We start from the raw sequence: 12094 nt of genomic DNA on the forward strand, positions 1-12094 counted from the left end.
TCCTTTTTATAGTATCTTGCTGTTTGTTTTAGCTAAAAATTTTTTTAGCGCCATTTGCTCCTTTGTTCCTATTTTGTAATAAATTAGCTTTAAGTATGCGCTAATTTCCTTTTGAGAAAGATTTCTTGATTTAGAATAATCTAGCAAAATATATTGTGGGATGAAAATTTTACTTTTTGTGAAATTTTTCATCATTTTTTTATAAATAGAAAAATTTTTAACACAAGAAAAACGTGCAAAAACAAAAGGAAGTTTTGTCTTTTCATACCATAATTCACACAAATCAATATAATCTTTTGGATTTTGCAAATAAAGTTTTAAAGCCTTATCACCGATGATAACCTCCCCTTTTTGCTTTAAAACTTTTGCAAGAGCATTGGAAGTTGCAGAACTCGCATCTTCTTTGCTTTGAGAATGTTTTTTCACTAAAACGCTTTTTACCTTTTTGCTTGCGCAAATTCCCACATTTAAGGTTTTGTATTTTTTTCTACGACTTTCAATGCTTGAAATAATAGCTGCATCAATACGTCTAAAATACAAATGGCGATTTAGCTTACTAGGAACCCCTTTTTTGTATTCTGTAGTTTGCTTAACATAGCTAGGAAAAGCTGCTTTTTTAAGATAGATATGCAAAGGGAGTAAATTAAGATAATCTATCTTTCCAAAAACCATCTTAGCCTTTCTATTATTAAGTATTAGTATCCTATAAAAAAATATCTTAAATATAAATTAATTTAATTAAAAATATAATCAATACTAAAATTTATATCAAAATTTAACATTTGTTGTAAAAAATTATTTTGTAATCTTAGATTATTAAGTAAAAAATTAAAATAATAGAAAAGTCAAATTGATAGATTGAAAATAAAAATTAAGTTTTATTCAAAAAAATATTTTAAATAAAACTTAATCTATAAAAACTATTGTAAGCTTGCTAGATATTTTTGATAGTCAAATTCTTTTACCAAAGCTACTCCATCTTCAACTGCAGCTTTTGCCACAGCAGCACTAACTACAGCTTTTACCCTGCTATCAAATGGTTTTGGTATAACATAATCTCTACCAAAGCTAAGTTCTTCTACACCATAAGCTTGTTTTACCTCATCAGTTACTTCAAGCTTAGCTAAATCAGCCAAAGCTTTAGCAGCAGCTACTTTCATATTTTCAGTGATTTTAGTCGCTTTTACATCTAAAGCTCCTCTAAAAATAAAAGGAAAACCTAAAACATTGTTAATTTGATTTGGATAATCACTTCTACCTGTTCCAACTATAGCATCGTTTCTAACCCTTTTAACATCTTCAGGCATTACTTCAGGCACAGGATTAGCTAGTGCAAAAATCACAGGATCTTTAGCCATACTTAAAATCATCTCATCATCTAAAATCTTAGGTGCGCTTAAACCCAAAAACACATCAGCACCTTTTAAAGCCTCTCTTAAAGTACTATCTTTGGTATCGCTCACAAATTCTAGTTTGTATTTATTCAAATCATCTCTTTGGGTATTAATCACACCTTTGCTATCTACTAAAACGATATTTTTAACCCCTAAATTTCTATACATTCTAGCACTTGCAATACCCGCTGCACCCGCACCACTTACTACTACTTTAATATCTTCAAATTTTTTACCACTAATTTCCATAGCATTCATTAATCCTGCTGTAGAAATGATCGCAGTACCATGTTGATCATCATGCATTACAGGAATTCCAAGATCTTGCAATGCAGCTTCTATTTCAAAGCATTTTGGTGCCGAAATATCTTCTAAATTAATTCCTCCAAAAGTAGGTGCTATAGCTTTACAAAAGGTAACAATCTCATCTACACTATGAGCATTAATTTCTAAATCATAAGCATTAACATTAGCAAATTTTTTAAACAAACAAGCCTTTCCTTCCATCACGGGCTTACTTGCGCTTGCTCCTATATTACCAAGTCCCAAAACTGCACTACCATCACTTACTATGGCAACTAAATTAGCTTTATTAGTGTATTTATAAGCTAAGGTTTCATCTTTTGCTATCTCAACACAAGGTTCAGCAACCCCTGGAGAATAAGCTAAAGACAAATCATGCGCACTATCCATAGGCTTTCTCGCAATAATATCTACTTTACCACCTAGGTGGTATTCTAAAGCCTCTTCTTTTAAATTCATTATTTCCCCTTCATGTAAGTTAGTAAATTTTCTATTCTAAGCTTAGCTTTTTGCACTCCTAAAAATTCTAATACTTCAAATATACTAGGACTTACCGAGCTTCCAGTGAGTGCAATGCGTATAGCTTGGGCTAGATCTTTTAACTTAAGATTATTTTCTTCTAAGAATTGATTGGTTAATTCTTCAAATTCACAAGCATTTTTTTGCTCATTTAAAACCATAGCGTATTTTTCCAAATAAGTTAAATTTGTTACATTAAGAAATTTATCTACAGCCTTTTGATCGTATTCTTTTGGGTCATTTAGTAACACTTTAGCCCCGCTAATGATATCATGCAAAGTTTTAGCTCTCTCTCTTAACATATCTAGTAAAAAGCCTGCTTTTTCATACTGACTTAAATCAAAACCTAAATCTTTTAATTGTCTATTGATTTCTTCAAAAGGCAAGGTTTTAATATAATGAGCATTAAGCCATTCTAGCTTTTTAAAATTATAACAAGAAGCACTTTTATTAATATGATTTGGATCAAAAAGCTCTTGCATACTTTCTAAAGAAAAAATTTCATCATCGCCATGACTCCAACCAAGACGCACTAAGAAATTTAGCAAGGCTTGAGGTAAAATCCCCATATTTTTATACTCCATCACATCAGTTGCCCCATGACGCTTAGAAAGTTTTTTACCATCTTCACCATGTATCATAGCCACATGGTAAAATTTAGGAATTTTAAAGCCTAGTGCCTCATAAAGAACGATTTGTTTTGGGGTATTTGATAAATGATCATCCCCTCTTATAACATCACTCACACCCATTAGTGCATCATCAATTACAACAGTTAAATTATAAATTGGGCTACCATCGCTTCTTGCAATTACAAAATCATCTAAAATATCTTCAGCCTTAAAACTAACCTCGCCTTTAATACCATCTATAAATTTAATCTCTCCACTTTGTGGTGCTTTTATACGCACCACAGGCTCAATACCACTTGGGGGAGTTCCTTTAAAATCTCTATATCTACCATCGTATTTTGGGCGCTCTTTGGCTGCTTCTTGCTTAGCTCTTAACTCATCAAGCTCTTCTTTGCTCATATAACAATAATAAGCCTTACCCTCATCTAATAATTTTTGAATGTATTTTTTATAAATTTCAAATCTTTGGGATTGATACTCAATCATCCCATCATAATCAAGCCCACACCATTTAAATGCTTCTATAATAGCTTGTGTAGCTTCTTGTGAATTTCTTTTTAAATCCGTATCTTCAATACGCAATAAAAATTTACCCTTATTTTTTCTTGCATAAAGATAATTATATAAAGCCGTTCTAAGCCCTCCTATGTGCAAATATCCTGTTGGAGAAGGAGCAAAACGCGTTGTGATTTCTTGCATATTTTTACCTTTTTTAAATTTTTATTGTTATAATGCTATATTTACACTTAAATAAAGGTTTTATATGAGAAAATTTTTAATATCTTGTTGTTTTGCTGCAAATATTTTATATGCTCAAACCCTTGGTGGCGTAGCAATGGTAGTAGAAAATCAACCTATTACTCTTTATGATATAGAACAAACCATGAAAGAATTAAAAACTGACGATAAACAAAAAGCTATAGCATTTTTAGTAGATGATAAAGTTCAACAAAGTGAAGCTAAAAAGTTAGGAATTTATGTAAGTACTTTTGAACTTAATGAAAAATTAGCCCAAATAGCAAAAGGCAATAAAACCGACATTAATGGTTTGCAATCAAAGATAGAAAAAGATGGTTTAAGTTTTGAAGTTTTTAAAAATAAGGTTAGAAAAGATCTTGAAAGAGAAAAGCTTTATAGAAGCATAATGCAAAATGCAAAAATCAATATCGATGATGAAACTCTAAAACATTTTTACGAAAGCAATCTTGATAAATTTAGCACTTTTTCAAATATAGACTTAGTTGTTTATAATTCTACTAATCCAGAACTTTTACAACAGCTTGCACAAAATCCTATGTATAAAAATTCTCAAATTAAATCAAAAGCCATTAGTTTAAACGCAGCTAGTTTAGATCCAAGATTACTTGCTTTATTAAACAATACAAAAATAGGAGAATTTACTCCAGTATTAAATGGTGAAAATGCTTATATAGTATATTTTGTAAAAGAAAAATATGGTAAAAATCCTATCGAATTTGACTTAATCAAAGATCAAGTTAGCAATGTCTATACCCTAACTCAAAAAGAACAAGCCTTAAAAAATCATCTTGATAAAATAAGAGCAAATGCTCATATAGAAGAATTAAGATAGGTTAAAACCTATCTTAATTAATGTCTTGAAAGATAATTTGTATCATAATTATTATTGATAAAATCTGCATTATCCATCATCGCTAAATGAAAATCTTTAGTTGTTTTAATCCCACCTACAATAAGCTCTTGCAAGGCTATTTTCATTTTAGAAATAGCTGTGTTCCTATCTTCTCCCCAAACAACTAATTTTCCGATCATAGAATCATAATAAGGAGGCACGCTATAATCTTGATAACAATGACTTTCCATTCTTACATTGCGTCCTGCTGGAGCTACGTATTTTGTGATTTTACCTGGGCAAGGTAAGAAAGTTTTGGAATCTTCAGCAGTGATTCTACATTCTATAGAATGACCTTTAAGTTTAATTTCTTCTTGCTTTGGTAAAGGATACCCTTCTGCTACTTTAATCATAAGCTCAATAATATCTACCCCACTTACCATCTCACTCACACAATGCTCAACTTGCAAGCGCGTATTCATCTCGATAAAATAAAAATCTAAATTTTTATCCACTAAAAATTCAAAAGTTCCTGCGCCTTCATAATCAATAGCCTTAGCAGCTTTTACCGCTGTTTCATGGAGTCTTTTTCTTGTTTTTTCATCTAGTAAAATTGCAGGAGATTCTTCTATAAGCTTTTGATGGCGTCTTTGCATAGAGCAATCTCTCTCGCCCAAATGTATCACATTACCAAAGCTATCTCCTATGATTTGTACTTCTATATGGCGTGGGTTTTGGATGTATTTTTCCATATACATAGTTCCATCGCCAAAAGCACTCATAGCTTCACTTTCTGCTGACCAATAAGCTTTTTCTAAATCTTTTTCATCTTCAACTACACGCATACCACGGCCACCGCCACCTGCTGCTGCCTTTAAAATCACAGGATAGCCTATTTCTTTAGCAAGTTTTTTTGCTGCTTCAACCCCACCCAAAGCTCCATCGCTTCCTGGGATTACAGGCACACCTGCTCTTTGCATTACTTGTTTTGCTTTACTTTTATCACTCATTAGTGCCATAGCAGCTACTGAAGGGCCTATGAATTTAATGTTGTGTTTTGCACAAATTTCAACAAAATTTTGATTTTCACTTAAAAATCCATATCCTGGAAAAATCGCATCCGCTTCGCTAATTTCAGCCGCACTAATAATAGCTGGGATATTTAAATAACTTTCTGAACTTCTAGCATTTCCTATACAAATACTCGCATCAGCGTATTTTAAATACAAAGCATCCTTATCTGCAGTAGAATACACACAAATTGCTTTTTTTCCCATTTCTTTTACAGTTCTTAAAGCTCTTAATGCAATTTCTCCACGATTTGCTATTAAAACTTTTTTAATTTCCATTTTATAATTTCTCCACCACAAATAAAGGCATGCCAAATTCTACAGGCTGACCATCTGCAACTAAAACTTCTACTATTCTACAGTCATATTCAGCTTCGATTTCATTCATGATTTTCATCGCTTCAATAATTGCTATAGTACTTCCTTTTTTAATAGTTTGTCCTGCTTTAGCAAAAGGTGCTGCACCTGGGCTTGGAGCTTGATAAAAAGTACCTACCATAGGGCTATTGATAGTTGGTTTATTAGAAGAGTTTGAGCTTGCTTTGGTTTCATTAACTACATTTACATTAATTGGTTGTGGAGCTGGAGCAACAGGAGCTGGGACTGGTAATTCACAACATAAATCTTTTTCTAGTTCTATTTCAAATCCATCTTGTTCTTTTATTTTAATCTTGCTTATATTTGCTTCTGCAAAAAGTTGCATTAGTTCTTTGATTTCTTCTTTTGTCATATATTCTCCTTAATTTATAAGACTTAATTTATAATTATATATAAAAATACTAAAAATAACTTCAATTATTTATTTTTTACTTTTATTTTAAGATATAATTTAAAAATTCACTTTAATTATAAAGGACAAAAATGGGCTTAAAAGCAGATAATTGGATCAAAAAAATGGCATTAGAACACAATATGATAGAGCCATTTTGTGAAGCAAATATAGGCAAAGGTATAGTTAGTTATGGGCTTTCAAGCTATGGATATGATATAAGAGTTGGAAGAGAATTTAAAATTTTTACTAATGTAAATTCCACTGTTGTAGATCCTAAAAATTTTGTAGAAGAAAATGTAGTAGATTTTGTAGGAGATGTATGTATAGTACCTGCAAATTCTTTCGCGCTTGCTAGAACGGTTGAGTATTTTAAAATGCCAAATGATGTTTTAGCTATTTGCCTTGGTAAAAGTACTTATGCAAGATGTGGTATTATAGTAAATGTAACTCCTTTTGAGCCAGGTTTTGAAGGACATATCACTATAGAAATTTCAAACACAACTCCACTACCTGCTAAAATTTATGCCAATGAAGGTATAGCTCAAGTTTTGTTTTTACAAGGAGATGAGCCTTGTGATGTAACATATGCTGATAAAAAAGGCAAATACCAAGCCCAAACAGGTATAACTTTACCAAGAATTTTAAAATAATTTTATTTTCAGTCGATATAAAAACTTAGTCAAGTAATAGGAAAATATATATGTTTAATGGAAAAAGCATTTTAATCACCGGTGGTACAGGAAGTTTTGGGAAAACTTATACTAAAACTTTACTTCAAAAATACAAACCCAAAAAAATCATCATTTATTCACGCGATGAACTCAAGCAATTTGAAATGGCAAGAGAATTTAATGATAATTGCATGCGTTATTTTATAGGTGATGTAAGAGATAAAGAAAGATTAAATATAGCGATGAAGGATGTGGATTTTGTCATCCATGCAGCTGCTATGAAACATGTACCAATTGCAGAATATAATCCAATGGAATGTATAAAAACTAATATCCATGGAGCGCAAAATGTAATTGATGCGTGTTTGGAAAATAATGTTGAAAAATGTATCGCTCTTTCAACCGATAAAGCATGTAATCCTATTAATTTATACGGAGCTACAAAGCTTGCAAGCGATAAGCTTTTTGTAGCAGCAAATAACATAGCAGGAAATTCTCATACTAAATTTAGCGTTACAAGATATGGAAATGTAGTAGGCTCAAGAGGCTCTGTTATACCATTTTTTAAAAAGCTAATCAATGAAGGTGCTAAAGAACTTCCCATCACAGATGAGAGAATGACAAGATTTTGGATATCTTTAGAAGATGGGGTTAATTTCGTGCTGAATAACTTTACATACATGCATGGAGGGGAAATTTTCGTGCCAAAAATTCCTTCTATGAAAATTGTAGATTTAGCTAAAACCATGGCTCCTAATTTAGCTCATAAAATCATAGGCATAAGAGCAGGTGAAAAACTACATGAAATTATGATTTCAAGTGATGATAGTCACTTAACTTATGAATTTGAAAATTATTATGCCATTAGTCCAAGTATTAAATTTACTAATATGGAAATTGATTTTAGCATAAATGCAAAAGGACAAAAGAGCAAAAAAGTTTCCAATGGCTTTTCTTATAGCTCAGATAATAATAAAGAATGGATTAGCCAAGAAGAGCTTTTAAATATAATAAATCATACAGAGCTTGAAAAATGATAACTTATTCTCATCAAAATATTGACGAACAAGACATACAAGCAGTTTGTAAAGCTTTAAAAGATGATTTTTTAACCGGAGGAAAAAAGGTTGAAGAATTTGAACAAGCCCTTTGTGAATATGTGGGTGTAAAATATGCTTGCGTACTAAATTCAGCTACTTCTGCCTTACACCTTGCGTATTTATCTTTAAATGTAAAAGAAAAAATTGTCTTAACAACTCCCATTACCTTTGCTGCAACTGCAAATGCAGCTTTAATGGCAGGTGCTAGGGTTGAGTTTATAGATGTAAAAAGCGATGGAAATATTGATGAGAAAAAACTTGCTTTAAGATTAAGCCAAGATAGCTCTAATATAGGAGCAATTTGCGTGGTTGATTTTGCGGGAAATAGTGTAGAAATGGATGAAATCCTAGCCTTAGCCAAACGATACAACATCCCACTAATTGATGATGCAAGTCATGCTCTAGGTGCTATTTATAAAGATCAAAAAGTAGGTTCTATGGGGGATTTGAGCATATTTTCTTTTCATCCAGTTAAACCTATCACAACCTTTGAGGGTGGTGCGGTTGTTAGCAATGATGAGGAATTAATCTCAAAAATCAAGCTTTTAAAAAGTCATGGTATAGTCAAAAAAAGACTTTGGGATAGTGATATGATTGAACTAGGCTATAATTATCGTTTAAGTGATGTAGCTTGTGCTTTAGGTATAAATCAACTTAAAAAACTTGATAATATGCTAGAAAAAAGAGAAATCATTACAAGTTTTTATGATAAAGAATTTGAAAAAAATCCTTATTTTAGCACTATAAAAATCAAAGATTATAAAAAAAGCTCAAGACATTTATACCCTATTTTACTTTTTCCTGAATTTTATTGCCAAAAAGAGATTATTTTTGAAAAATTATTAAATTTAGGCATAGGTGTACAAGTGCATTATAAGCCTACTTATGAGTTTAGTTATTATAAAAATTTATATGGAAATTTATTTTTAGAAAATGCGGATAATTTTTATAAAGCTGAACTTAGCATACCTGCTCATCAAGAAATGAGTCTAAAAGAAGCACAATTTATTAAAGATAGTTTATTTAAGATTTTAGAAGAAACTAAAAAGGCTTGTTGTGAGTAAAAGTATGTATGAGCTAGCTTGTGAACTTTTTCCTATATGCAGAAGCATTACAGGAGTTGGCTTTAGACAAAGCTTAAAAATACTTGATGAGGCTATGGGTGGGGGTATATTAAAAATTCACTCTATAGCAAGTGGAAGTAAAGTGTTTGACTGGGAGGTACCTGCTGAATGGGAGATAAACGATGCTTATATCATCACTCCAGATGGAGAAAAAATTTGTGATTTTAAACAAAATAATTTACATGTGTTAAACTATAGCGAAGGTATAGATACAGAGCTTGATCTAGCAAGCTTACAAGAACACCTTTACTCTATAGAGGATATGCCTGATGCTATACCTTATGTGACAAGCTATTATAAAAGGCGTTGGGGTTTTTGTATAAAACACGAAGATAGAGTTAAACTAAAAGAAGGAAAATATAAAGTTTTCATCGATGCAAAACACCATGAAAATGGGGTTTTAAACTATGCTGACTTACTCATACCTAGCACGCAAAAAATAAAAGATGAAATTTTAATTTCCACTTACCTTTGTCATCCATCTATGGCAAATAACGAGCTAAGTGGCCCTGTGGTAGCTACGTTTTTAGCTAAATGGCTTTTAGAACTCAAAGAGAGAAAATACAATTATCGTTTTGTTTTTACTCCTGAAACCATAGGAAGTATAGTTTATCTTAGCAAGTACTTAAAACATTTGCAAAAACACACCAAAGCAGGTTTTGTACTCTCTTGCATAGGTGATGATAATGCCTACTCACTCATTCACACTCCAAATGAAAATACCCTAGCAGACAAAGTAGCTTTGTACACTTTAAAAGTTAAAAATAATTTTAAAGAATTTAGTTTTTTATATAGAGGTGGCAACGAAAGACAGTTTTGTTCTCCTTTGGTAAATTTACCCGTAGTTTGCATATGTAGGACTAGATTTGGTGATTATAAAGAATACCACACTAGTAAAGATGATTTAAATTTCATCAGTGAAGAAGGATTGCAAGGCGGCTTAAAAGCCATGCAAGAAATCATTATGAATTTAGAAGTGAATGAAATTTATCAAATCACAACTTTTTGTGAACCAAATTTAGGCAAAAGAGGATTATATCATACTTTAAATCAAGGAATTACCAAAAAACCAATCTCAGCTGATTTTCTAGCCTTTTGTGATGGCAAAAATGATGTTTTAGATATAACCTCAAAGCTAAATATACAAGCTTATGAATTAAAAGATTTAATAGAAAAATTAAAATTTCACGGATTAATAAAATGAAATATTTCTTAAAACACAATGATAAAAAATACTCTAATGTTGACTTAATAGAAGCTTTTAAAAAACTTGACATTACAAAAGGTGATATTTTGTGTGTACATAGTGAACTAATGAAATTTGGCACACCCTTGCTTCCTAGAAATGAATTTTTGCAAACTATATTAGATTGTTTTTTTGAAGTTATAGGTAAAGAAGGTACTTTAATCATGCCTACATTTACTTATAGTTTTTGTAAAAACGAAACTTACGATAATTTGAATTCAAAAAGCACTGTTGGCGTTTTAACAGAATATTTTCGTAAATGGAAGGAAGTAAAACGGACTAATGATCCTATATTTTCCTTTGCTATAAAAGGAGCCAAAGAAGAATTGTTTTTAAAGGACACTACAAGTTGTTTTGGTGAAAATTGTGTGTATGATGTTTTAATAAAAGAAAATGGAAAATTAGTTTTATTTGGCTCTAAAATAGCCGGGTACACTTTTAGTCATTTCATAGAAGAAAAAGCTCATGTTCCATATAGATATTTTAAAAATTTTAGTGGAAAAATTATTGATGAAGATGGTAAAATACTCCAAAAAAATATTAAATACTATGTTAGAAAATTGAATGAAAATTCAGATTTAGATGTTGATAAACAAGTAGCTATTTTAAAAAATGATAATAATTTTAATATTTTAAATTTTTCCAATGCTCATATAATAAATATCAACATGAAAAACTATTTAGAAAAAACATTAAAAGCTTTAAAGGACAACCCTTATTGTTTGCTAAAGGAATAAAATGACAATTCATATCAATGATTTTTTACAAGAAAGTGTTGCTAAATTTGGAAGTAAAAATGCTTTTGTTGAGTTTAATGGTAGAAGTATAAGCTATAAAGAATTTGATGATTTAAGTAAAAAAATAGCAAGTAAAATTCTTTCTAAACTTCCTACTAAAAGTACACAAGATCCTATATTAATCATGCTTCCTAAAGGGATTGATTGTCTGCTTTCTTTTTTTGGTGTAGCAAAAAGTGGAAATTTTTATACACTTTTAGATGAAAAAAGTCCCAAAGAGCGTGTAGAAAAAGTTATAGAAGTTTTAAAACCAAAGCTTTTAATTACTTCTAAAAAATTAAATTTAGATTTTAATCTTGATACCATTTTCACAGAAGATTTTGAAAGCTTTGTTATAAATGAAAATGCTTTAGAAAAAGCTTTAGATAATCACATAGATACTAATTTACTTTATGTCTTTTTTACAAGCGGAAGCACAGGAACTCCAAAAGGAGTAAGTATAAGCCATAAAAGTGTGATTGATTATACTTTTTGGGTATGTGAAACTTTTAAACTAGATCATGAGGATATACTTGCTAATCAAGCACCATTTTACTTTGATAATAGCATATTAGATATATTTAGCTCTGTTAAAATGGGAGCTACGCTTCATATACTGCCAAATCATCTTTTTGCTTTTCCAAATAAAATTTTGGAGTATCTAGAACAAGAAAAAATAACAACAATTTTTTGGGTACCTTCAGTGCTGATTTATTTTGCTAATACCAATGCTCTTGAAGCCTTTACACTAAGGCATTTAAATAAAATTCTTTTTTGTGGTGAAATCATGCCAAATAAACAACTCAACATTTGGCGCAAATACCTTCCTAGTGCTTTATTTGCTAATCTTTATGGACCTACTGAAATTACCGATGTATGTTCTTTTTACATAGTTG

The 12094-nt window shown here is 30.8% G+C and carries 12 protein-coding genes; 7 read left to right on the forward strand and 5 right to left on the reverse strand.

What is annotated here, in order from left to right; translation table 11 throughout:
* Positions 1-6: 6 nt before the first annotated feature.
* The 3 genes from L8V79_RS01695 to gltX form a co-directional block, all read right to left on the reverse strand.
* Entirely contained in the window at positions 7-672 is a 666-nt protein-coding gene (locus L8V79_RS01695; RefSeq protein WP_263663404.1) for an MqnA/MqnD/SBP family protein, read from the reverse strand.
* 248 nt (positions 673-920) lie between these two features.
* The gene (locus tag L8V79_RS01700) at positions 921-2156 is read right to left on the reverse strand and encodes a malate oxidoreductase (RefSeq protein WP_039628903.1); all 1236 of its coding nucleotides are present in this window, start codon (positions 2154-2156) and stop codon (positions 921-923) included.
* Complete coding sequence (gene gltX, locus L8V79_RS01705; protein WP_263679070.1) at positions 2156-3547, reverse strand: glutamate--tRNA ligase; 1392 nt, start codon at positions 3545-3547, stop codon at positions 2156-2158. Before gltX ends, L8V79_RS01700 begins: the two co-directional genes overlap by 1 nt.
* 64 nt (positions 3548-3611) lie before the next feature.
* Between gltX and L8V79_RS01710 the strand changes: the two genes are divergently transcribed.
* Entirely contained in the window at positions 3612-4439 is an 828-nt protein-coding gene (locus L8V79_RS01710) for a peptidylprolyl isomerase (protein WP_173787015.1), read from the forward strand.
* Positions 4440-4456: 17 nt separating this feature from the next.
* On the opposite strand, the gene L8V79_RS01715 is transcribed toward L8V79_RS01710, so the two are convergent.
* Both L8V79_RS01715 and accB read right to left on the reverse strand, forming a co-directional pair.
* On the reverse strand, positions 4457-5788 hold the full coding sequence (locus L8V79_RS01715) for an acetyl-CoA carboxylase biotin carboxylase subunit (RefSeq protein WP_263679068.1): 1332 nt from the start codon (positions 5786-5788) through the stop codon (positions 4457-4459).
* A gap of 1 nt (position 5789) precedes the next feature.
* Entirely contained in the window at positions 5790-6239 is a 450-nt protein-coding gene (gene accB / locus L8V79_RS01720; protein ID WP_263702264.1) for an acetyl-CoA carboxylase biotin carboxyl carrier protein, read from the reverse strand.
* Positions 6240-6370: 131 nt separating this feature from the next.
* Between accB and dcd the strand changes: the two genes are divergently transcribed.
* The 6 genes from dcd to L8V79_RS01750 form a co-directional block, all read left to right on the forward strand.
* Positions 6371-6931 carry a dCTP deaminase gene (gene dcd / locus L8V79_RS01725; RefSeq protein ID WP_012661997.1) on the forward strand — a complete coding sequence of 187 codons (561 nt, stop codon included), beginning with the start codon at positions 6371-6373 and terminating at the stop codon, positions 6929-6931.
* Positions 6932-6981: 50 nt separating this feature from the next.
* Entirely contained in the window at positions 6982-7989 is a 1008-nt protein-coding gene (pseB, locus tag L8V79_RS01730; protein ID WP_263702265.1) for a UDP-N-acetylglucosamine 4,6-dehydratase (inverting), read from the forward strand.
* Entirely contained in the window at positions 7986-9116 is a 1131-nt protein-coding gene (gene pseC, locus L8V79_RS01735; RefSeq protein WP_263702266.1) for a UDP-4-amino-4,6-dideoxy-N-acetyl-beta-L-altrosamine transaminase, read from the forward strand. The genes pseB and pseC overlap by 4 nt, the downstream gene beginning before the upstream one ends.
* Before the next feature lie 4 nt (positions 9117-9120).
* Positions 9121-10380, forward strand: coding sequence for a DUF4910 domain-containing protein (locus tag L8V79_RS01740; RefSeq protein WP_263702275.1), 1260 nt, complete (start codon positions 9121-9123; stop codon positions 10378-10380).
* Positions 10377-11159, forward strand: a complete 783-nt coding sequence (locus L8V79_RS01745; protein WP_263702267.1) for an AAC(3) family N-acetyltransferase — start codon at positions 10377-10379, stop codon at positions 11157-11159. The genes L8V79_RS01740 and L8V79_RS01745 overlap by 4 nt, the downstream gene beginning before the upstream one ends.
* A gap of 1 nt (position 11160) precedes the next feature.
* Positions 11161-12094, forward strand: a 934-nt coding sequence (locus tag L8V79_RS01750) for an AMP-binding protein (protein WP_263702268.1), incomplete at its 3' end; no start/stop codon positions are given.

Source organism: Campylobacter sp. IFREMER_LSEM_CL2194, assembly GCF_025771685.1.
In the GTDB taxonomy this organism is placed as follows: Bacteria; Campylobacterota; Campylobacteria; order Campylobacterales; family Campylobacteraceae; genus Campylobacter_D.

Coding starts and splice junctions, on each gene's coding strand:
- L8V79_RS01745 (WP_263702267.1), top strand. CDS start 10,377: ATGAAATATTTCTTAAAACACAATGATAAAAAATACTCTAATGTTGAC.
- pseC (WP_263702266.1), top strand. CDS start 7,986: ATGATAACTTATTCTCATCAAAATATTGACGAACAAGACATACAAGCA.
- dcd (WP_012661997.1), top strand. CDS start 6,371: ATGGGCTTAAAAGCAGATAATTGGATCAAAAAAATGGCATTAGAACAC.
- accB (WP_263702264.1), bottom strand. CDS start 6,239: ATGACAAAAGAAGAAATCAAAGAACTAATGCAACTTTTTGCAGAAGCA.
- L8V79_RS01740 (WP_263702275.1), top strand. CDS start 9,121: ATGTATGAGCTAGCTTGTGAACTTTTTCCTATATGCAGAAGCATTACA.
- L8V79_RS01710 (WP_173787015.1), top strand. CDS start 3,612: ATGAGAAAATTTTTAATATCTTGTTGTTTTGCTGCAAATATTTTATAT.
- L8V79_RS01715 (WP_263679068.1), bottom strand. CDS start 5,788: ATGGAAATTAAAAAAGTTTTAATAGCAAATCGTGGAGAAATTGCATTA.
- L8V79_RS01700 (WP_039628903.1), bottom strand. CDS start 2,156: ATGAATTTAAAAGAAGAGGCTTTAGAATACCACCTAGGTGGTAAAGTA.
- pseB (WP_263702265.1), top strand. CDS start 6,982: ATGTTTAATGGAAAAAGCATTTTAATCACCGGTGGTACAGGAAGTTTT.
- L8V79_RS01695 (WP_263663404.1), bottom strand. CDS start 672: ATGGTTTTTGGAAAGATAGATTATCTTAATTTACTCCCTTTGCATATC.
- gltX (WP_263679070.1), bottom strand. CDS start 3,547: ATGCAAGAAATCACAACGCGTTTTGCTCCTTCTCCAACAGGATATTTG.